This window comes from Sporofaciens sp. St.21A7, from assembly GCF_059728535.1.
Genome location: NZ_BAAGFN010000001.1, coordinates 4,234,960 through 4,256,734, shown reverse-complemented (window position 1 = coordinate 4,256,734; position 21,775 = coordinate 4,234,960). Strand labels below are relative to the sequence as shown.

The following is a 21,775-nucleotide window of genomic DNA, read 5'->3' as shown; positions in this document are numbered from 1 at the left end:
AATGGCCGCTTCCTTTCCTGAAATGATCGTGCCTGAAATCTAAGCGGCATAGGTGTTTCCCTGCCCTTGATTTTGGTACTGGTTATTCTGTGTATTATTTTGCATATAGTCCGGAGCCGGGGGTACGTACTGTCCGTTTGGTGTATAATCCGGAGATTGGCCTGGATATCCCCCGTTCTGGGAATAATCCTGGGATTGACCTGGATATTGCCCATTAGAGGAATAATCCGGATGCTGCCCCTGATATTGCCCATTATGTGGATAACTTTGATCCTGACTCTGGCTCTGTGACTGCCAGTCCTGCTGCTGTTTCTCATACGCCTGCTTTCCGTTTGTAATCAGTGCCGGTGCCATACATGCTTCCCAGTTGGTGATGTAGGAATCTGTGCGCTTTAAGAGCGTATAGAAATCCATATCCGTCAGCTGGATAAACGCATTTTTCTCCGAGAAAAAGCTTCCGGATTTCATATAGGAACCGCCCTTCTGGTTTTGGACTTTCACGCCTTTCCCATTTACGATCTGGATCCGCCACGGGCTCTTCATCGGCCGCCCGCTGGAATCATTAATATGGCGCGAAATGGAAAACTGCTGTGCTGTAGAATACCCCTGCGCATCGGGAGAGCCGTAAATCTTGCTCTGGGACCATTCAAATTCCTGGAATCCGGCAGTGATCCGGGTTAAGATAAACTGGATCTGTTCGGGTGCCAGGTTGAACTGGGCGATCACATTCTTATCGCCAGTGCCGTTGGAATAGTCCTGGATGGTGACCTTGATCAGGGAATTTGCCTTATGGTCATTCTCCTTATATTCACCTTTGGCATGGATCTGTGCATAATGTGTCAGCGCAGCGCATTTCAACTGGTCATAGACGGCAATCAGTTTCCGGTCGGTCTGTACTTTGCAGATCTGAGGGGAAATCCTCGTCTGATAATTCTGATTCATGAATCAATGTCCCTTCTTTCTAAATGTTGTACAAATTCCAACGTGTCATTATTTCAAATACTGCTTTACGAGAAACGCCATGTTTTTTGGCAATTCTTCAAGTCTGGTGATATCCAGGAATCCATCCTGATAGATCCGCTTGATGTTCTCTTTATCTGAGCCGATAGCTGCAGCAAATAGGATGATTCCCTTCTTTGAATATTCCTTCTTAATCCCGCGCAGGTCTGCTTCCGCCTCGGTGCCACTGTATCCATAATCCGCTGGCTGTCCGTCGGAAATGATGATGAGCAGCTTCTGGTTTTCCGAACGTTTGCTTAGATGTTCTGCAACATAGCGTAAGGCGGCTCCGTCCCGGTTGCCGTTTCTGGCGCTCATGTCCATCAGCCGGTAGCGGTCGGAAGAATCTAAGGAATTAAATTCTGCATAAGAGTACAGCGCTACCCCGGATTCACCGTCCGGCGTGGTATGTCCATAGATGGTAACCGGAATCTTAAGGCTCTGGCAGAAATCGTAGAGTACAATCGCCGTCATCCTTGCGTAAGTGATCCGGTCGGAGCTGCTCATGGAGCCGCTTTCGTCGATCAGGAGACCTACCGCCAATTTCTGTTCTTCCGAAGGAAGCCTTGTCCTTGTAAAAAATGTACCATCTTCATGGTGGAGCGCTCTTGTGTCCAGGCGTTTTCCAAACTGCAGGTTCTTTAATTTCCCGCCTTCGCTTTCTTCCTTCAGGAGCGGTGCGATGGTTTTCTGCAGTCTCTTGGAAGCCCGAAGAAGAGGCGGCGCAATGGACTGGTAATCTTTGATTAGATAATCCGGTACACTGCACATCCGGTTTACGGTCACATGGATTCCTGCATGGGCGTTGCCATAATGGATATCATTGGCTGCTTTCTGCAGTTCCTCCGTCATTTCCTGTTGGTATTGTTCCTCCGCTTTTTCCGTTGCAACACTGTTCAGGATACGGAAGAGGTCGCTGGCTGATTTCTCATAACCGGAACCCAGATATTGATGGTTATAAGTAATGCCGGGATTGTTTCCTTCTAAAATTGTGGAAGTTTTTGCAAGCTGAATCCGGTCGCCCTCCTCACTTACGACATCCTGTGCGTGGGACATGGCATTCTGGCGTGCCTGTGGAGATAACTGCAGAGGCGAAGAAGAACTTTGTGTCTTCTTTCCGGTTTCCGCCTGCTTCGGCATAGCCCCGCCTTTCCCGGAAGGCAGAGGGGTGCCGCCCTGGATCTGGTCGCCCAGAATTTCGCTCAGCAGTTTTTTCACATCATCTTCCGAAGCAGCGTTTAGCTTTTCCCTGGTGTCCTCCACCATTGGTTTGATATACTCCCAGAGAATCCCCAGGATTTGGTTGGAGGCATGGAGCCGGTCTTTCACATCATCCGAGTAGATAGATTCTTCCACATATGGTACGCAGTCCTCCAGATAATCCAGATAGGGACCGGTATAACCATTCAGGTTATTAACTGTACCTGACCTGCAGTATTGCAGGAGAAGGTTTGCCACAATAGAAAAATCAGAATACCCCTTATCAATCTGGCTCTGAAGGGACGGCATCAGCTCATTCATCCGCAGGCTGTTCAGCTCAATCCCCTGTTTAAAAGTACCGGGATAGGCGTCACACATGCGGGCTTCGATGTAAATGTCCTCTAAAATGTTGCTGATATGAGAGGCGCACTCAGAAAGCGTCAGGCATACCGCCTTGTCCTTTTCATGCATGGCTTCCAGCATTTCTTCACAGCTTTCCTGGTATTGGTCGTCAAAAGACGGTTCTTCCGGATAGAAGGAGCCATGTTCCATATTTCTCAGATAGAGTCCAAGGGTTGTGAAGTCTGTAAACAACAGATGTGCTGTTTCATGTCCGTTCATCCCCACAAGGCTTTCGGAGCGCAGCATCCGGGATGGGAAACTCTGTGTAACAAAGTTGCCGGCATTGATATGGATCTTATAATTGTCCGTATATGCAGCGCCACCGGAGGTATCCCACTCCATGAGGGTTTGCAGTCCCTGGCGATAGCGGCCGGTAGCCGCTTTCGCCATAGAGGACAGGTATTTCTGGTAGGCAGAGGATAAGAACAGCTCTTCATCCGTCAGGGTGAGGGTCTGGTCCTTGATCATCTGTTGTAGTTTTTTCTGGTTGCTGTTCAAAATTCATTCATCCTTTCTTTATCATAATTTTTATTTGTAACCGCAATTCCTCCGTGCAGTACATTTATAGAGATAACTGCCCAGTCATTGTGGTTAAAATACTTTTTCCGTCAGAAGTTCTTCCATGGTACAGCAAAAATACAGCGCCATACGGTAAGTGATATAGGTCGGCGGAAGGACTTTTCCGGATTCGTAATTCATGATGGCTTTCCTCGGTACATGCAGGATCTTCGCCAGCGTTTTCTGGGAGAGCCTCCACCGTTTGGATTTCCTGAGATAAGAAAGATTGGCGGCTAACACTCCCCGCATCTCTTCCTCTGTGATCTGATAATCCCTCATAAAAAGCCCCCTTTACGCCGCAAGGATGGAATCCAGGCAGCCGTTCTCCACTTCCTGCCTGCTCTCCGCGTCTGCCGAAACAGCGGAGAGAATGGTGTAGTGGGCGGCTTCCCGGATATCCCCGCAGACCATGAAGGACTGCACCCAGGAGATCAGCTCCCTGACTCCGCAGCATCCGTCTGTGATCAGGTTCTCGCGGCAGTATTCGGATACGGCTTTGACAATCTTTGCCATGGTGGTTACGGTCTTTTTGTCACTACAGCCGGTAATGCCAAGGACACGCTTGACTAAGGTATCCTCATCCGGCTCATCCAGATCGATCACAAGGTTCATCCTGGAGATGACAGACTGGTTCATCTGTTTACAGCCTGCATAGTCATTATTAGTGGTTACTACGATTGTGGTATCCGGGTGGCGGTGAATGACCTCCCCGTTTGGCAGGAACACGCTGTTACAGCGGTCCAGCAGGGAATTTAAGCCCACCAGCACGCCGGGATTGGCAATGACCGTTGGTTCCTGTAATTCCACAAGATAGCCATAGCGGATTGCTTCTACCAGCGGGGTGTCCACGTATTTAAACTTCTGGTGGGAATCCTGCTTTGCGTAGTGGTCATGCATTTCATTAATTATGGTATCCACCAGCTTCTGGTAAACCGTATCCTCATCCACCCTTTCATCATAGGTGCCGGTCAGCTTCTGGTAAGCCGTTGCCGGGTCCATCATGATGTCCTGGAATGTAGGATATTCACTCTGGAGAGCGGAAAGTTTCCCTTCTACATCGGGCAGGATCTGTCCGAGCAAATCGAAAATCTCGGTATTTGCAGAGCAGGTAATGCACCGGTAAGGGAGATGAAGGCCGGAAGCAATCGCTTTAGCGCCTTCGGTCTTTCCTGTCCCCGCTGGCCCTCTTAATAAGAAGTTCCGCATGGGTGATACGGTAGCCGTTGTTAATTTAGCGTGTTCGCAGATCCTTTTAATCTCCGGCGGTATGATGTACCAGTCGGGAAGCTGCGGTACGGTGAGTTCTTCCTGGGGAGTCAGTGTCCGGGATTCGGACAGGATGTATTTGCTTACGAAATCTTTTTTGGAAACGCTTGCCATTATTTTCCGGGTAGATGTACCGGGTTTTACGACCTGGAAGGTTCCAAGGATGACATCTGTGGGAGAATAAGTGCCTTTCTGTACTGTAAATGCTTTGAGTTGTGGAATGGAACCGTTGGTTGGCGTATCATTTGGAATTCCGCCGACTGTCAGGGAGGTTCCATAGCGGATACGCCGGTAAAGGTTATCGCACAGGATTGCTGCGGTCTCTGCCGTTTCGTCCATGTTTGGATAGCCGTTATCCCGGTCTTCCTTCAGCTTCTGGTAATGCTCATTAAACTCGTCATCCGCCATAGCAGTTGGAAGGAGTGCAAAGATCAGGGCAGCGCCGCTTTTGTCATCTTCCTTCAGCATATATTTTTCCGGATTGTTTTCCGGATCCGGAGGCATCTGGTAACAGCCTGCCGTAAACTTGCCGTTTGTCCGGTTGTAAACTGCTACGTGGAGTTCTCCGGTCTTGCTCGGATATTCCGCAATTGTGAAATTATTTCCCTGGCTTCCGATTGCACCAAGTTTCTCCGGCGGTTTCCCGCTTGTTGGTGACTCCAGTTCCAGATATGCGAGGATTGCCCGAAGCGTCGCCGCATGGAGCGTGGAACGCTTCTGGGGCTGTATGCAATGCTTGGAATAAACATTCTTAAATACCGGGTCATCCGTATAATCCGCGAACGGTTCCGGCAGCTTTCGCTTAAAGGACCAGTTGGGTAATATATTTCCATTTGCCATAATCATTCTCTCCCTTCTATGCCCAGGATAATTCCAGGGTGTCATTGGTTTCCGTTGCTTTCAGCTCATCACGGGTAAAGATATCCATGAGGACTGCCCAGTAATCTCTGGGAGGAAAATGTTGGAAGGTATCTTTTATTTCAGGGGTATTGTTGGCATAAATAAATATTTCCCCGGCTTCATTGATATACAGCTTCTGGTGCCCCCTTGCCTGCAGGTCTCCGATCAGTTCCGTCAGTAACGGCTTCCCGATGAGGGAATACCAGGATTCCGGATCTACATGGACAGGAGGTTCTGCCGGATTTTCCGGATTACCGGGCGTAGGGTTATCTGGATTCTTCCGCCCTGGAACGGGTGTGAAGTCTGTAATAGTCATCATGAAGAGCTTCAGATGCCCGTACCTGTCCAGAGAAATATCCGCGAAGTTATAATCTCCCGTATGGAAGGTTCGGATGCGGATGATCTCACAATTCAGCAGGGACTCCGCCTTAATGGGCAGGGTATATTCCCATGACGCATCCGGGAAAGCTGCTTTGATCTTATCGGTGATCTGGTAACCGACCTGTCGGATCAGCAGCGTTTCCATGTCAAAGACAGGACTTTTCTGACGGCTTTTCCTACGCTTCTGTCTGTGAAAAGGAGTATTTTTAAAAAAGGATGGAACTGAGATACGCGGCAGCATGGGAATCAGAAGGAAAAGAAGGCTTCCTGTGATTCCGGCGATTGCGATGCCGGCAATGACAGTCCGATTCATTTGTTCTGGAGTAAAGAGCAGAGCCAGGAATAAAATCAGGGCGGCTGCTCTTATAATCTTGATACGGTTGTGTTCTGTTTTTCTTGTTTTCATTTGGAATTCCTTTCTTTGAAATTTAGTGTAATAAAGGAACTGCAGCATCCGGATTGGACACGCAATTCCTTTCATTTAGTGATTCGCGGAAGCGGCTGTCGTCTGCCGACTCCGTAACCGGGTGATTCTGAAGTTATGCAGTAAAGGGAAGCTGTGAAGCCATGCCTTCCGGGATGTTGGTAAACCCGTCTCCGGCAAAACCGCCCTGCTGTTGGCCATACTGGGTGTTTCTGCCCTGCTGCTGGTACATCTGGTTTCCAACGGATCTATTCTGTTCAGGGGCATTTGCCTGGTAAGAACCGCTTTGCGGGGCTCCTCCGTTCGCAGGCTGTGAACCGTTGCCCATGTTGCCGCCTCCGCTTGGATAACTGCCGCGTGCAGTACCATTCCCGTTATTCGGATAGTTGGCACCTGCATTTCCGTTACCAGCATTGGAATAGTTCCCATTCGCAGTACCATTGCCGCCATTTGGATAGCGGCCTCCACCGGAGGGATTGCTACCGCTCGGATAGCTTCCGTTTCCGGTAGCATTTCCATTAGCAGGATAAACGCCTCCCTGTGCAGCACCAGCAGGATTCTGATAGCCGCCGTTTTGCGGGGCTGGATTCTGATAGCCCCCGGATCCCGGCGTTGTTGCACTTCCATTGTACGGCGGTGTGCCTGCCTGATTTCCGCCTGTGTCTCCTTCTGACTTGTTGGAAAGACAGAACTGCCAGTCCCGTACATTGATCTTTGCGCCGGAACCAGCCTGACCTGCTTTTTGTCCCTGGCTGTAAACAAAGGGATGTAGCTCAAGTTCTCCATAAATATACAGGCAGGTTCCTTTCTTGACTCCAGCCTTTGAAAGCCGTTCTGCCAGATGCTTGTTCAGATAACACTGATAAAAAACGGATTCATACGGATTTTCCGGGTTATTCTGTGCGTTCTGGCTTCTTTGTGAGGTAGCAAGGTCTAAAGAGATATACTCCGTACCGTTGTTCCTTCCCTGCTGCATGACGGGATCTCTGGTGACTCTCCCCATGAGATGAATGATTGCTGACATAAAATTTCTCCTTTCTGCCCTCTGGGCGTTGAAATAATAAAAATAGGTAAAATTTTAGGAAATCTAAGATTCAGATTTCTAATAAATAAAAAAAGAGCCATTAAGCGACCGCAGGATGCGGCTATCCTAATGACTCTGATTTCCAAACTTAAACTCGCGTGTGTTCTGGAGGAATGGTCCAGACTCCCGATGTGGGATAACACAAAAACTTAAATACATGATTATAATAACACAATATATAGGTTTGGTCAACAAATAAATCTATATGTTGTATATGTAAAATGGAAGTTGAAGTATCTCAGAAAGTAACAAGAGGTATTAATAAAATTAGAAATGTCTTGCTTTTATATTGTTATTTTTTGCCATCTAAGATTATGGTCGGTAGATATTTTAGAAGAAGGCTACGGCTATTTCTCGAATATCGTTTATATAGTCAATATAAATGACTGCATACGGTTTTGTGCCGTTCGTGAATTCTGTATCAGAATGATATAAATTAATTTTCAATGTATCTGGTTCGCCATTAAGACGATTATGTTCGTCTTCAATACGTTTATACAGTTCTTCGCTGTGTTGTTTGCTATAAACTGCAACATCTATCTCGGTTTCACGATGGCCGCCTGCAGATGAGGAACTATAACTTGACAATACTTCATAGTCTGAAAGATTAGTAGAGTCTATTTCAGGCTTATCTGACTTTGTTGCAATATGTTCGTTGGAAGATACGTCAGAGTTGTTCAAAATGCCATTTTCTGGCGAACTAGCATAATATACAACCACTCCTGTTAACAAAGCTACAATAATTGCGGTGATTATTCGCTCTTTTTTCACTTTTTACCTCCCAGATAGCAACTTGTTATCCACATTTGTAATAGGCAGATTGGCCTCTCATCTTTCGGTGAGAAAGCAAATCTGTCAATTTCACGATTTCTAAAAATATATGCCGTTATTGTTCTTACAAGAACAATGTTGCTATACACATTTTAATGCAATAATTAAAATACATCAATAGAAAGAAGAGCAGAAATGATAGTGTATGATAGATTATGGGAGACTATGAAGAAAAAGGGTGTTACGCAATACTCACTAATACATGATTACAACATTAACGAAGCACAGTTAGACCGTTTCAGAAAAAACGGTGTCATAAAGACTATTACTATAGATCGCCTATGCAATATACTGGACTGCAATGTAGAAGATATATGTCGGTATGTAAAAGATGAACCCAGAGAGTAATGGTATATGTTTTTGAAAAGCATATACTTTTTTTGTGGAATATTGTTTCTACAAGCACAATGTTATTTTTGGGAATCCCATGGAATAATAGTCATATAGACGTCAGAAAGGTAAGAATATGATTGTATATGACCGTTTGTGGGAAACCATGAAGAAAAAGGGGATTTCGCAATACGCCCTGATCAAAGACTATCATGTGAATGAAGCACAGCTTCACCGCCTAAGAAATAACATGATAATAAAAACGATTACGCTTGATCATCTTTGTGAAATATTGGATTGTGAAGTTGAGGATATCTGTAGACACATCAAGGATAAGTCTGATGAATCCTAGAGGTTGTTTTCATCGTCAATCCCTCAAAATAGCAATCCAGAAAACGGCGAATCCTTTATTTTCCATGGATTCACCGTTTCAAGGTGTATTTTATGATAGGATTATTTTAATTTTGTATCATAGTACTGTGCCATAAGCTCAACGGAGTTTTCAGGCACATGGAACGTTTCAGATATTTCTTTTATGGAGTTCTTTTCAATGCAATATTTCTGATAAACAAGTGCCGACATTTCACATGACTGGGCAATGAGTGTTCCAATCAATTTTTGCATTAGTGAATGGAACTCTTCAACATATGGACTTGGTTTTGATTCCTCTATCAGTTTTATCATTTTTTGTTTTTCACTAAGTTCGATATCAGACGCCATATTTTCCCTCATAAAAGTTAAAACCTTCTCTTTATCGGACTTCTCCATTCTGGAATATGTCCAAACAATTTCTATTATTTCTGTCGGCGTATCACATGGCAGCGGCGGTAATTGTATGTAATTTTCTGTCATTTTAATCATTATCTCCTGTTTTTCACTTATGCTTAAAGCATCTGCAGTATTAAATAGTTCCTTTTTACACTAGGTCTGAGCATATTATCAAATTCGCCGTAAACGTCCCAAAAATCTACTAATTCCTGCATGATCTGCTTAGACAGTTTTTTCGTTTGTTTCTCTCTGTAAAAAAAATAATCGATTGCCCATTTGGTACAAGGATATGTACCCATTCTCTTTAGTACTTCATCGTTACATTTTTCCAGCGCTCTTAATACCGCCAGGCGTGAGAAATCCCCATTCAGGTTCTCCAAAAATAATTCAGATAAATAAGTATTTTTCTTCTTTTTGTCCACGGTTCACCCTCCTTAAATAGATTTTTTTGATAGGGGGTTCTGAATATGGAACCTTCCGACAAGTAAATATTACTGCAATAATAAAAGAAAATCAAGAGGAAGAGTTCGACGGATTATGATAAAGTTTGACAAATTATGGGAAACGGCTAAAGCTAAAGGGTTTACAAATAATGCCCTCCATGAAAAACATCACATTAGTAAAGCGCAACTATCCAGACTGCGCCACAACAAAGGGGTGACCACTTGTACAATTGACCGTCTTTGTAATCTTTTGGAGTGCGATATTAGCGATATTATGGAACATATACCAGACGATAATTTTTTTTGACCTTTATAGTTCCGAATGTGGAACCTTATTGCCTGATTTTTTTCTTGCGATAATAGAAAAAAAGTAAAGAAGGGTTCACATGATTAAGTATGACAAACTTTGGAAAACGGCAGAAAAAAAAGGAATCACAAAATCTATGCTGACTAAGAAGTATAATGTAAGTAAAGCTCAGCTTTACCGTTTAAGATACAACCAGCCGGTAAGCACAAACACGCTTGACCGCCTTTGCAATATTTTAGAGTGCGATATCAACGATATTATGGAACATATACCCGATGATAATTTTTTCTAAGCGGTACAGGAATAGGTTCTATAAAAACATTCAACCAATACGATGAGAAAGCTGACTGCTGCCTGGTCAGTCAGCTTTGTAAATAGTGGTTTTAACATAGTTCGCCTTTTAAAACTGTTGGAATGAAATCTGTTTATTAAGGTATAGGTTTCCGATTGCCTGCAGTACTGGGTACTGGATGTGAAGAAGCTGAGTTTCTTCTGCCAGAGATTCATAGGTCGCATCCGTATCCTCATACAGCAGATTCCATATTTCTTTCGGATTTTTGGCAGTTTCCCCCTGGTCTACACAGGCGAGCAGTTCTGCGGTGGTAAGCTCCGTAGCTTTAGCGAGTTCCAAGACAGTTTCTTCCATTGGAGCGCATTTTTCTTTCTTCAGATACCGCCCGAAATCACGAAACCTTATTTTCCCCTCCAGATAGAGCTGGATACAGGTGAAGAGCCGTACCGAAAAATGGTCAATAACCGGCTGGATATGCAGTGTTCCAAGGAGCCGGTACAGGGCGTCTACTCCGGTCAGCCCGTCGCCCTTTACGATCAGTCCCCGCAGAAGCAGGCGGTTTAAGTAATGGGAAAAGGAAAGTCCTTCTGGGCGGCCGGAATCTGCAAGCCGTTTGCTATATGCCTTCTCCAGTTCATAGATCTGTAGGATCTGGAAAGCAAGACAGCTCCAGAGTACAAGTTCATGCTCAGATAATCCATATTCCTGCTGGTTATTGATGACTACCGGGACTGGATTTCCCATCTCATCCCGTTTGATTTTCAAACTTCCGATTGCGGTGTATAACGTCAGCATAATAACTACCTCCTCTTTTTCATGTATTTTCCTTTGGAATTATGCCAAAAGCGCATATAATTCCTGATCTTCCCTTAACTGTTTCCTTGCTTTGCTCTGCCATGCCCGAACATGGTTGGATGGGACATTGTAGAGCTTTGCCACTTCTGCACTGGTGTAGCCGTTCTGTTGGAGACGAAGTGAAGCAATCCCCTTTTTTATATGATTACTGCCTGCACATTCCAGCCTGTTCAGGTAAGAGGCGGATTCTTTCGACAGTACAGCCTGTTCTGGGGACAGTGCGTCTGTTTTAGAGAGTATAAATTCCGGCTCATAGGTACTGCCATCTTCGGCAGTAAGGATTGCATCCAGAGAGCAGAACGCGCTTTTACGTTTCCCGCAGTCCCGCCAGTAATCATAAATAGCATTCCGGATCGCCGCCCTCGCATATGGCGAGAACGGCTGTGTGGGACTGCATTTCATGGCGGCATTGCACAGGGCAAGGTATCCGATCTGTGTCAGCTCGTCAAACTCATCCTGAGACAGATGTGAAAAGCTTCTAGTAAGCGCCCGAACCATCCGGGGAACGAGGCTTAAATGAGCGATTACAAGCTGTTTCTGTTCATAATTCATGGTTCCATCCATGGTATCCCTCCTTTTTTATCCGGCCATACCAAGCGGTATGTGGTTATTCTGTAGAACTTTAGATGCTTCCTGTATCAGCTGGTCACACATGTAGTCGCTGAAATTCCCGATATGTGCCTGACGAGTTTGCAGGCAGAATTTATCGCCAATCCATCGGTAAGCCTCCTCGCGGCTGAAGATCCCTTTTCTCCAGAGCTGGTCGAAAATCTGATGGGCCTGGATGCGTTTCTTACGGAGCGTGCGGTTCGCTAGGGAGCCTTTTGGCAGGGAGGTCCCCTGATGGACGCCTACATAGGAATCACAAGCCGGATAGTGGCTGCATACATAGATTTTTCCTTCAAAAGCATTGTTGCCATACACATAGGAAGCATCTCTTAAGACCGCAGGACTGCCGCAGTATGGGCAGCGTATTGTCTGTTTTTTCATAAATGTTCACCTCTCTTACGTTTTGTATATGTATAAAATACTTAGAAATAACAACCTTTACGTTTTGTATACGTATATTATAAGTAAATAAGCAGGGGATTCCTATAAGGCAAGAGCAAAAACAGGTGCCAATTTGGGACTTTTCCCCAATTTCCTCCAGTTAATACGTTAATACGATAAAATAAAGAAATAAGCACTGGAAAAGGTGTCTGCACAAATCTTCCAATGCTTACTCTATGCAATCTTCTTTTATTACTCATTTGACAGCCAGCGGCTATTGAATTTCCGGATAAAAGACCGCCTGGATCAGAGGAAACAGTCCGCTGTCTGTAAATCTCGGATAGTTGACTGCGGTAAAGATAAATTTATCACAGAAATACCGGAGCAGGAACAAGATCACCAGTATGATGCATACCCGGTAAAAGATGCAAGTTCTTCTGCCTCTTTCTTTGGAAGGAAAGAACCTGCAGTATAGGATAAAACACATGGGTATAAAGATTAAACTGGTAAACGTCTGGTCAATGAATTGTATAATTGTAGTAAGGTTCCTCATAAGTCATCCCTCCGTTTTTCTTTTCTTTGTACGTGGCAGGCAGAGAAAGTGCAACGGATAGCTATAAAATGAATATATCTGTTTTATTACCAGTCATAGCAATCTTTATTCTGGATATCTAATAGCGCCATGCAGGGGCAGTCCGGAGAGATTATTTTTTTGCCTTTTAGGAATTCCGTATACATTTCCAGAAAAGCAGAATCGTTGAATACCGCAAGACATTCTTCCGGCTCCGGACGGCAGGCAAAAAGAATACTTGCATCCGAATGAGGAAGAACCAATGGAACCGCCCGATGATCCGGACAAAACAGGAATCCGGACGTATTGCAGGTTTTTTTCACTCTGCAGTTGGCACATTCTACATAAATACAATGATGCCAGTTCCCATCACAGGCATCTAAAAAGCGGCGGATATGTTTAGCATCCGCGAGGCAGTGTGTTATCTCCATAGTTACCTCCAGATACAGGCAGCTAGATGAAAATGCTGCCTGTGTTGAAATCAATGCCGGCAGATACAGTTGTCAGTGATTCATCCTGCCGCCTGCTAATCTGCCGCCATATAATGAACGAGTTGCCATATCAAATTTACTTCTGGTGCTTACGTCTCCAGTAGAAAACAAGCCCGCTGATAATAATGAAAAGCAGGGAGCCTGTAGCAATACAGATGTAAAGCAGGATCGGAGCATCATCCCCAGTCTTGACAGGAGAGGAAATGTCCGGTTCTTTTGGTTCGGTCGGTATTTCTGTTAGCTTTACAGTCTGGCTTTTGGCTTTGATGTCTTCATGGCTGGTTACTTCTACCTCTTTGTCCTTGTCTTCTTCCTTCACCGTGACATAGAGTTTCTCAAAGACAACCACATCATGTCCTTTGAGTTCTGTGGCATCAAAAGTGAAAGTAACATCAATGGAGCCGCTGGATTCTTCTGGTTTAAATGTAGTTTCCGCAGTAACCGGCTTGCCATCGATCAGGACTTCCTTACCGGTTTCTTTGTCCATTAAAGTTCCAACTAAACGATAGGAGGGGCCTCCGGCAACCAGATCCTTATATTTCACCGTATCTATGATCTGCGTCTCCTTTTCAGCCAGTGCTTCCTGATCCCCGTCCTTGCCATCCTTAGCAGTAGTACCGATTTCCGGTATATAAATGCTCTGCGGTTCAGATTCAATATCTGCGTGGACCGCGACCTCTTTTTCTTGATAGGAAACGGATTCAAACGCTACAACGGTTTTCCCTTTCAGGGCGCTGGAATCAAAGGTAAAGGAAAGCTCCACGCTTCCTTCCGCCTTTTCCGGTGTAAATACAAGTTCTGAGGTAACAGTTTTTCCATCAACCAGCAGAAATTCGCCATTTTCCTGATCCATGAGGGTGCCGGTCAACTTGTATTCTTTCCCCGGAATCAGACGCTGGTAGGTAACGTTATCTACAATCGTTAATTCTTTCTTGGCAGGTGCCATCTGGCTTCCAGTTTCCGGGCAGGTGGCTTTTGTGCCAATCTCCGGAAAATAGATGCTTTGTGGTTCAGAATCGATATCAGCATGAACCGTAAGTTCCTTCCCCTTGTGAGAAAGAGATTCAAAGACGACAATCGTTTTGTTCTTAAGTGTGCTTGCGTCAAATGTGAATGACAACTCCACAGTCCCGTCTGCTGTCTCCGGTGTAAATATCAGCTCGGAGGTAACCGGCTTTTTATCAACCAACAGGGGCTCGCCGTTCTCCTGATCCATGAGGGTTCCGGTTAATTTATACTCTTTTCCCGGAACCAGACACTGATAGGAAACGGTATCTGTAATCGTTACTTCCTTTTTCGCAGGTGCCATCTGGGATTCGGTTTCCGGGCAGATGGCTTTTGTACCGATCTCCGGGAAATAGATGCTCTGAGGAGTGGATTCAATGTCTGCATGGACAGCGACCTCCTTCTCCTGATAGGAAACGGATTCAAAAGCGACAATGGTTTTGCCCTTCAGGGCGCTTGCATTGAATGTGAAGGATAATTCCACCGTGCCTTCTGCCTCTTCCGGCGTAAAGACAAGCTCGGAGGTCACAGGCTTTTCATCAACCAGCAGGGGCTTTCCGCTCTCTTTATCCATAAGGGTTCCAGTGAGTTTATATTCCTTTCCGGGAACCAGATGATAGGAAACGGTATCTACTATCGTGAGCTCCTCCTTTGGAATCGCCATCTGGGATTCGGTTTCCGGACAGCTTGCCTTTGTGCCGATTTCCGGGAAGAACATCTGCTGATCCTTAAACTTCGGATCTGCATGCATCCCCACCTCTTTTTCTTCCTGGGTGACTGACTCATAGATGACCGTATTTTTGCCTTTCAGGGAACTGCCGTTAAATTCAAATACAACGTCAACGGTGCCTTCGCTGGCTTCCGGAGTAAATGTGGTCTGCGCAGTAATGGGAGTATCGCCGTCCAAAAGCGGTTCTTCTGTCTCTGCATCCATCAGCCTTCCGGCAGCGACATATTCCAGATTGGGAATTAGTCCTTTGAAGAAGATGGTGTCGGTAAGCTGTACTTTTTCATCCGCATTGGCGATATTATCTTCTGTATCGGAGTCCTTCGCCTTTGTGCCGATTTCCGGGAATGAGATCTGTTGCTCCGTATCCTTTAAATCTGTATGGGCAGCCAGTTTCTTCCCATCCTGATGAAGTTCCTCAAAGATTACTGTAGTCTTTCCTGCTAAAGAAGTTGCGTCGAACGTAAAGGTGACTTCCGCACTTCCGGATGATTTTTTTGCCGTAAATTCTTTTTCGGCAGTCACCGGCTTTTCATCAATCAGGATCGCTTCACCGGTTTCTGCATCCATCAGCGTGCCGATAATCTGATACTTCTGACCCTTCTTCAATCCAGAATATTCTACAGTATCAATCAGCGTCACTTTCTTTTCTGGTTTGCTCATATGAGTTCCTGTATTCTTATCAAGGGCGGTGGTACAAATTTCAATTTTGTCGTCGGTAAGCGTCCCTAAATCCACACTGACAGAATCCTTATAAATAGTGACCTCGAATTTTAAGAGATCCATGCTCTCGTTTGCATTGCAGCGCTGTTCTTCTATAGAATAAGTATCATAAGGAAGAGCGCCCTTGGAATCATCCGGTTTCGATGTTCCGAACCAGATTCCGTCTTCGGAAGTCTTACCCTGGTTGGTATTGTGGGTGTGCTTATTCCATTTGGAAGCAGTGCTGGCATAGCCGTTCTTATCGGTAACAATCGTGTGGCTTTCCCCGGTCGTTACAGATGTGATAGAAAACGGGACGTCAGAAAGCCGTCTCTGTTCTCCATCGACAACCTTTATTAGTTCCAGATCCCCGCGGATGACCTGGTTTGATATGGCCGCATCTTCAGAGGTCAGATTCACAATCTCACCATTTTGGGTGATGTCAAATTCCACGGAGAGCTTTCCTTCATTCAGATAGCCTTCCGGGGCTTTGGTTTCATCTGCCCGATAATGCCCGAAGGGGAGCACGTCATTCTTTGTGGAAGCCGATCCATTGCTGTCGGTCGTAAGAGTCATAACTACCTGGTTCTTAGTGTAGGTTTTACCATCTATTATGACAGGATTTTCATTCAGGGATGTGATGGTAAAGACTGCGCCTTCCAGCGTGGCGTCGCCTTGCGGTTCTTTCTTCTTTGTCTCAAAATCCCGTTTCTGAAGCTTGACGCCACCTCGGCAGATTTGTTCCTCTACGGAAGAAGCATTATAGCAGGATACAGTTTCCGCTTTGCCGCCTGCTGTAATCTTCTGTACAAACACTGTATCATTGGTGAAATAACCGATTGGAGCTTTTGTCTCCTGTACTGTTACTGTGCCAAGGGGGAGACAGAGAGTACATCCATCTTTTTGGGTATAGAATTCATCCCCGGATACCAGATAATTTGCGGAAAACTTCGCTTTCCCTTCGGAATCTGTTTTAAAAATCCAGGTACGTGCAGGAGTTGCGCCGTCAGCGGCAGGATCTGTATCAGACTGTTGAGTGTAAAATTTTACTGTGAACTGAGCCTCTGATAAAGAAGCTCGGCCCTGTGGCTGTGCGGCATTCATTTCTTTGTCAAGTTTTTGAAGCAATAGATCCATCGGATCATTCTGGGGTACTTCCGTTACATGAAGGGAAGCAGTTTTTTCCGGTTCTACAGTTACATTATGAACCGTTATGTCAATGATATAGCCTTTGGAAGCTTTCAGTTCTTTGACCGTGTAGCTTCCGGACTCTAGTTCATCGGATTTGGCATAACCATTCTGGTCGGTAGTCAGTTTTGTGACAAGTGTTTCCCCCTTATAAATGCCATATTCCGCACCCCTTAAGGAATAATTCCCATTCCCGTCAGAGACGGCAGCATTTGAGGAAACCTTGCGGAGTTCTATGTAGCCATAAGGAACTTGATACCAGCTTCCAACTAAGGTCTGGTCATTATTGCCCGGAATGATAAAAGCCCGGAAGGTTGCGGGAGGTTCTGGAAGCCCTCTGACGGCGTTTGCTACTTCGACGGCTTTATCAATGTAATTCTGGGGAGCGCCATGGAAGGCGCCGCTGTCTGAAGCATAGCCTGCATAGATGTACGCAACGACCAGATGACCGATGACGTAGGAATTGTCATCCGACCAGCCGCCGAGATATTGGTTCTTGATATGCCTGTCATATCCATATCCGCCATTCAGGTAATATAATGCTTTTCGGATGGGGGAGTTATTGCCAAGCAGGGTGTAGGCATAGGTTCCTGATGAGGGCGTAGGCTGTAACGGTTCTACGCAGTAAGCGGTATTGCTGCCGTCAAAGGTCATTTTTGTGGTACAATAGCTGCCATAATTGATAGTAGGTCCAGAATTGTATTGGATGGTGCCGTCTGCGGCATGTACAGGTACGCTGCCGGAAGGACAGGTTCCTGCAGTAACAAGGACTGCAAGCAGAAATGCGGACAGCCGTTTTATAAAATGTTTTGCTTTTTGTAACATTAATTTCCTCCTTGAAAATAAATTTGCCATCACTACAAAATCCATCGATGGCAGATTTCCTCGTAGGATGGCAAAGAAAAAAGCAGCCATATTAGCTGCTTGGTCTACGGTGTTCAGTTGTACCGGCAGATGTTTCTTCATACCGCTTTTCTTCATTCTATGGTTGGGACTCTTTGGCGGGCCGCGGATCTTCTGCATCAGGAAGTTCTGTGCTCTAAAATCATGGAGTACGTTTTCTGTAGTATTTAGCTCTGCGATCATAGGATTAACCTTCCCTGTGTTTTTGGCGCGCCAAGATCTCTAAGAGTTCCTGACGGTCGGTGGTGATCAGTTCCTTTTCCAGTGCAGAAGCTTTGAACTCTACGGTGATATTATTATTGTTTGTTGAGATTAAACCATTCCCCCTCTGAAAATGTGTGATGTTCATGACTTCGGTTTCGGAAAGATGGAGGATATGTTTCACCCTCTGGGCCTCCTCATCCTCCATGTTCAGGATGATCTTGGTCTTGCAGTTATTGATGATCCCTTTCCCATATTTACCGTCATCCAACGCAAAGAAATCATTTAAGTCCTGAGTGGCGAAGATCCCGGCTCCTGAGTAGGCACGGATGATCTTGGCGATCTCCAGTACAAATTCTGCGGCCAGCCGGTTGCTGGAAGCGCCGATCAACTGCCAGACCTCATCCACAAAGATTGCCTTTTCCTCCGTCCGGTTTTCCTTCGCTTTATCCCAGACATAATCCAGTGCCACAAACATGCCGACCGTTAAGAGGTCGCTGGAGCCGGTCAGCTCTGAAATATCCAGTACCGTATATTTATTGGTCAAGTCTACGTTGGTCTGTTGGTTAAAGGAAGAGGCGGAGCCATGCACCAGGCGGTTCAGGATATGTGCCAGCCGTTTGGTATCCCGGCTTTCCATCAGGATATCATAGACATCCTCCAGGATCGGCATTTCCTTATACTGGTCAGGATGTTCCGGATCAATCAGGGATTCATTTTTATGGGTGATCCCTTTTCTGGCATAGGTTTTGATCAGCGCTTCATCTAAAAGCTGTTTTTCCTCATGGTTCATATCCGGGATCAGCAGGCTGAAGAAGATATGCAGCTTCTGTATCTTGGAAGCAAGAGCCGAAGCGTCCAGCGTCGGGCCATCTAAAAGTTCATTAACGGAATTATCAATCTTTCGGATTTCCATGATGTTAATACAGCTCCGGCTGGCTGGAGAGATCTGGATAAATTCTCCGCCTACATTCTTACAGGCGCGGTAGAACTCATGCCCCTTTAACGGGGCGATAATGAAAACCTGAATGCTTTTCCGGCGCATCCGAAGCGCCATGGTCTGCATGGTAAAGGTCTTCCCGGCACCAGAGCATCCCAGGATGCAGATGTTGGAATTTTTATACTGTTTGGAATCAAAGATATCTGCAATGACCAGGGAATTATTATGCTTATTGACTCCGAACAGGATGCCGTTGTCATCGCAGATACTATAACTGGTAAATGGATAACAGCTTGCGGCACCTGTGGTCAGCACATTCCGTTTGGACAGCACATAAAGCTTCTTATCCAAGGAAGCAAGCGGCAGGGAAGATCGGAATCCCTGCTCCTGCAGGAAATAACAAGAGCGTAAGTCCATGTCCTGAGAGATCAAGAGTTTTTTCATCTCCTGTATCCGCCACTGCAGTTCCTCCAGGTCTGACGCCGTAATCGTAATGAGGAGATTCAGATAGTAGAAATCTTCATTATTGGCAAGCCCTGCTTTCAGAAAATATCCGGAACGGATAGCGGAATCCAGGTCATCGAAATCTGAGTTCGTATCCGAGGCATCCTTGATCTTGGAACGGTTGATACGGATCTGCTGTCCCAGGCGCTGCTGGATCTTGTCCTTTGGCTGCTTATGCAGATAGAAATCAATATCAATCCCTTCCCCCGCATTGATGAGGAGGGAGAGCCAGCCGGGAGTGACCTTATTCTTATATCCGTCTGAGGGAACCATGAGATAGGTATGGTAAAGCCCGTTGATCCGCACATAGTTACTATGCGTTAGGTTCAGAGATTCCGGCGCAGTAAATGCATTGCTGTGGATGGTATCCACGTCTTTGCCCTCCGCCATGCGCTGTCCCAGAACTTCAGTGATCCGCTCCGGGAGAGGCTTATCGGTACACAGTGTCCGGTTCAATAATGTATAGAGTACATCGGTGGTGAACTCATCCTCATTTTCGTGTGTGACCACATCATTGCCGCACTGATAGAGGAAGGTTTTTGCTGTCTGTGCCGCAGTCTCCAGCGCCGCCAGGATCTCCTTTTCTTCCACCTTCCGGTTTACGTTGAACGGCTCATACTCAAAGATAAGAAAAAAGCGGCGAGAGACTGCCTCCCTGGAGCTTAAATGACGCACGAACTGGATATAGTCCCTCTGAAGCTCCCTGCATCTGGGATCGGATTCACGTTCTAGCTCTTTTGCAGACTGCTCCAGGTGTCGGTTGATATCTGCTTTCTTGGAGATCATCTTAATCTGAAGCTTCACAGGACTGATCTTTAAATAAGAGATAAAGCTGTAGATAATGCTCTGCTGTTCTCTGGCACTTCTTAACAGGAAGTTGATGGGTTCGATCTCCAAGATCTTGACGTAACGGTGATCAGTGGTATAGACGATACCGTTGGCAATCTTTTCGATGGGGAGATAGTCCTCCAATGTCTGGTATTTACGCTTCTTCTTTTTTGCCGGAGAGGAAGGCGGGCTGTCCGGATGTTTCTTCCGGTAGGCAGCCTCCCTCTTTGCGTCCTTTTCACGCCGCAACGCGTCTTTTTTCTCAAATTTAGCTGTCCGGACGGCTTCTTTTTTATCCTCCTTTCTTTGCCGTTCGCGTGTTGCCTTCTCTTGTTTTGCCTCTTTTAACGCCTGAACCTGCGCTTTCTTTGCCAGCTTCCGATCTATTTTGAGTACACGGATGTCTTCTTTTGCCTGCTTTTTAATCCCGTTGCTGGTGGAAGTATCATAGATCCGGCGTTCCCGTTTCTTTTCTATTTTCTTACGTGCAGCCTCTTTTTTTCTGGCTTTCCGGCTGGAATGCCCAACTTCCTGAACTTCCCCGAAGTCCGATCGCGAATCCTGAACGGTATTTTCTTCGGAAACATCTTTATCATGATACTTTTGTTTATCAATGCTTTGTTTTGTGTTTCCTTTGTTCGTTTTCTGCTTCTGGCTCTTAGGTTCCCGGTTCCTTGCGTGCTGTCTCCGCTTCCGGTAATCTGGCATGACGTCAGAACGGTAGATGATCCTACGGTTTTTTACGAACCGGAGGGCATTCATTAAAAATGCAGTCAGGCTTTCCCCGCCAATCCCGATGAGGGCAACCATGGCGGCTGGGAGGGATGTCATGCACAGGATGATGATGCGAGTAGTCAGCGATACGGGCAGGTGGACAACTGGAATTCCGATTCCGGCTGCAAGCACAGCCCCTTCAATGGCATTCCGAATCTTGAACATCCCGCCCATAAAAGTGCCGCGTTCCATAAAGTTGCGGGGGATCAAAGCTGCCTGCTGTTCTTCCGGGCTGCTCATGGCGTCACCTCCTCTGCGTTATTTCCTGAATGATTTATAGTGCCATCAATTTGAACAGCGCTTACGGTGGAATCTGAAGCAATATTACCATCATTATTTTCTGTATCTGCATAACCGCCTTCCTGCATGGCTTCAATATCTTCCGTTGTTACGGAAGGAAGGGAATCATCCGTTTGACGTGTATAAATACGCGAATATACGTTTTCTAATGATGAGATCTGTCGTTCTTCTTCTCCAAATGTAAATGTCCCGTCTGCAGTGAGGCAGGTCACAGGAATCCTGCTTCCATCTGATAGTGCAAACTGAAACAGTATTTCTCCATTAGAGGGATAACTGGTCTCATCTACAACAAAGGTTACAGATGTTATATTTCTATATCCCGTATCCTGTAAATAAGAAACCATCTGTGTTTTTAAATCCTCTATCTGGATAAGTGGGAGAAATGTTTCCAAATCCTCAAATCCAAGATACTGCAATCCAGACAGAGAAGAGGTTCCTTTTATCGGTGATGGTTTCGGTGTTTTCCCAGTAGTCGGAACTGGCTTCTTTTTTGCCGGCTGTTCTTCCGTCTGATCATGGTGCATGGCCGGCAGTATAATGCCAACCGATACGAGCACAGCCATCAGGAGAATGGACAAAATTAATTTTTTTCTGCTCATATGGTATCCTTT

20 protein-coding genes are annotated in these 21,775 nt (G+C 45.7%); 4 read left to right on the top strand and 16 right to left on the bottom strand.

The annotated features are described in order from the left end of the window. Positions 1 to 39: 39 nt before the first annotated feature. From AC6I3O_RS20935 to AC6I3O_RS20905, 7 genes are all read right to left on the bottom strand, one after another. A complete protein-coding gene (locus tag AC6I3O_RS20935; protein ID WP_497852532.1) occupies positions 40 to 942 on the bottom strand; it encodes a hypothetical protein in 903 nt (300 codons plus the stop codon). A gap of 48 nt (positions 943 to 990) precedes the next feature. Beyond that, entirely contained in the window at positions 991 to 3,099 is a 2,109-nt protein-coding gene (locus tag AC6I3O_RS20930; protein ID WP_497852531.1) for a vWA domain-containing protein, read from the bottom strand. A gap of 93 nt (positions 3,100 to 3,192) precedes the next feature. After that, entirely contained in the window at positions 3,193 to 3,438 is a 246-nt protein-coding gene (locus tag AC6I3O_RS20925) for a helix-turn-helix transcriptional regulator (protein ID WP_125129211.1), read from the bottom strand. A 12-nt stretch (positions 3,439 to 3,450) separates the two neighbouring features. Beyond that, positions 3,451 to 5,265: a P-loop NTPase family protein gene (locus tag AC6I3O_RS20920; protein ID WP_497852530.1), complete on the bottom strand. Its 1,815-nt coding sequence runs from the start codon at positions 5,263 to 5,265 to the stop codon at positions 3,451 to 3,453. Positions 5,266 to 5,281: 16 nt separating this feature from the next. Then, a complete protein-coding gene (locus tag AC6I3O_RS20915; RefSeq protein ID WP_497852529.1) occupies positions 5,282 to 6,112 on the bottom strand; it encodes a hypothetical protein in 831 nt (276 codons plus the stop codon). A gap of 133 nt (positions 6,113 to 6,245) precedes the next feature. Continuing rightward, entirely contained in the window at positions 6,246 to 7,154 is a 909-nt protein-coding gene (locus tag AC6I3O_RS20910) for a single-stranded DNA-binding protein (protein WP_497852528.1), read from the bottom strand. A 390-nt stretch (positions 7,155 to 7,544) separates the two neighbouring features. After that, entirely contained in the window at positions 7,545 to 7,985 is a 441-nt protein-coding gene (locus tag AC6I3O_RS20905) for a hypothetical protein (protein ID WP_289302046.1), read from the bottom strand. Between the two features lie 195 nt (positions 7,986 to 8,180). Here AC6I3O_RS20905 and AC6I3O_RS20900 point away from each other — a divergent pair, with 195 nt between their 5' ends. Both AC6I3O_RS20900 and AC6I3O_RS20895 read left to right on the top strand, forming a co-directional pair. After that, positions 8,181 to 8,393 (top strand): helix-turn-helix domain-containing protein, encoded by a 213-nt coding sequence (locus AC6I3O_RS20900; RefSeq protein ID WP_289302047.1) that lies wholly within the window; start codon positions 8,181 to 8,183, stop codon positions 8,391 to 8,393. A 118-nt stretch (positions 8,394 to 8,511) separates the two neighbouring features. Then, positions 8,512 to 8,727, top strand: a complete 216-nt coding sequence (locus tag AC6I3O_RS20895) for a helix-turn-helix domain-containing protein (protein ID WP_289302048.1) — start codon at positions 8,512 to 8,514, stop codon at positions 8,725 to 8,727. Positions 8,728 to 8,828: 101 nt separating this feature from the next. On the opposite strand, the gene AC6I3O_RS20890 is transcribed toward AC6I3O_RS20895, so the two are convergent. Both AC6I3O_RS20890 and AC6I3O_RS20885 read right to left on the bottom strand, forming a co-directional pair. Continuing rightward, a complete protein-coding gene (locus AC6I3O_RS20890; RefSeq protein WP_497852527.1) occupies positions 8,829 to 9,227 on the bottom strand; it encodes a hypothetical protein in 399 nt (132 codons plus the stop codon). A 32-nt stretch (positions 9,228 to 9,259) separates the two neighbouring features. Then, positions 9,260 to 9,565 (bottom strand): hypothetical protein, encoded by a 306-nt coding sequence (locus AC6I3O_RS20885; RefSeq protein WP_289302050.1) that lies wholly within the window; start codon positions 9,563 to 9,565, stop codon positions 9,260 to 9,262. A gap of 115 nt (positions 9,566 to 9,680) precedes the next feature. Between AC6I3O_RS20885 and AC6I3O_RS20880 the strand changes: the two genes are divergently transcribed. Both AC6I3O_RS20880 and AC6I3O_RS20875 read left to right on the top strand, forming a co-directional pair. Then, the gene (locus AC6I3O_RS20880; RefSeq protein WP_497852526.1) at positions 9,681 to 9,893 is read left to right on the top strand and encodes a helix-turn-helix domain-containing protein; all 213 of its coding nucleotides are present in this window, start codon (positions 9,681 to 9,683) and stop codon (positions 9,891 to 9,893) included. 79 nt (positions 9,894 to 9,972) lie between these two features. Further along, a complete protein-coding gene (locus AC6I3O_RS20875; RefSeq protein ID WP_286153897.1) occupies positions 9,973 to 10,185 on the top strand; it encodes a helix-turn-helix domain-containing protein in 213 nt (70 codons plus the stop codon). Positions 10,186 to 10,293: 108 nt separating this feature from the next. On the opposite strand, the gene AC6I3O_RS20870 is transcribed toward AC6I3O_RS20875, so the two are convergent. From AC6I3O_RS20870 to AC6I3O_RS20840, 7 genes are all read right to left on the bottom strand, one after another. Beyond that, entirely contained in the window at positions 10,294 to 10,980 is a 687-nt protein-coding gene (locus AC6I3O_RS20870; RefSeq protein ID WP_286153898.1) for a cell division protein, read from the bottom strand. A 39-nt stretch (positions 10,981 to 11,019) separates the two neighbouring features. Next, positions 11,020 to 11,604 (bottom strand): sigma-70 family RNA polymerase sigma factor, encoded by a 585-nt coding sequence (locus AC6I3O_RS20865; RefSeq protein WP_286153899.1) that lies wholly within the window; start codon positions 11,602 to 11,604, stop codon positions 11,020 to 11,022. Between the two features lie 15 nt (positions 11,605 to 11,619). Further along, positions 11,620 to 12,030: a zinc-finger-containing protein gene (locus AC6I3O_RS20860; RefSeq protein WP_286153900.1), complete on the bottom strand. Its 411-nt coding sequence runs from the start codon at positions 12,028 to 12,030 to the stop codon at positions 11,620 to 11,622. Between the two features lie 639 nt (positions 12,031 to 12,669). After that, a complete protein-coding gene (locus AC6I3O_RS20855; protein WP_497852525.1) occupies positions 12,670 to 13,032 on the bottom strand; it encodes a hypothetical protein in 363 nt (120 codons plus the stop codon). A 136-nt stretch (positions 13,033 to 13,168) separates the two neighbouring features. Then, a complete protein-coding gene (locus tag AC6I3O_RS20850; protein ID WP_497853551.1) occupies positions 13,169 to 17,539 on the bottom strand; it encodes a VaFE repeat-containing surface-anchored protein in 4,371 nt (1,456 codons plus the stop codon). 265 nt (positions 17,540 to 17,804) lie between these two features. Further along, on the bottom strand, positions 17,805 to 21,104 hold the full coding sequence (locus AC6I3O_RS20845) for a VirB4 family type IV secretion system protein (protein WP_497852524.1): 3,300 nt from the start codon (positions 21,102 to 21,104) through the stop codon (positions 17,805 to 17,807). After that, the gene (locus AC6I3O_RS20840; RefSeq protein WP_497852523.1) at positions 21,101 to 21,763 is read right to left on the bottom strand and encodes a DUF5038 domain-containing protein; all 663 of its coding nucleotides are present in this window, start codon (positions 21,761 to 21,763) and stop codon (positions 21,101 to 21,103) included. The genes AC6I3O_RS20845 and AC6I3O_RS20840 overlap by 4 nt, the downstream gene beginning before the upstream one ends. Positions 21,764 to 21,775 lie beyond the last annotated feature (12 nt).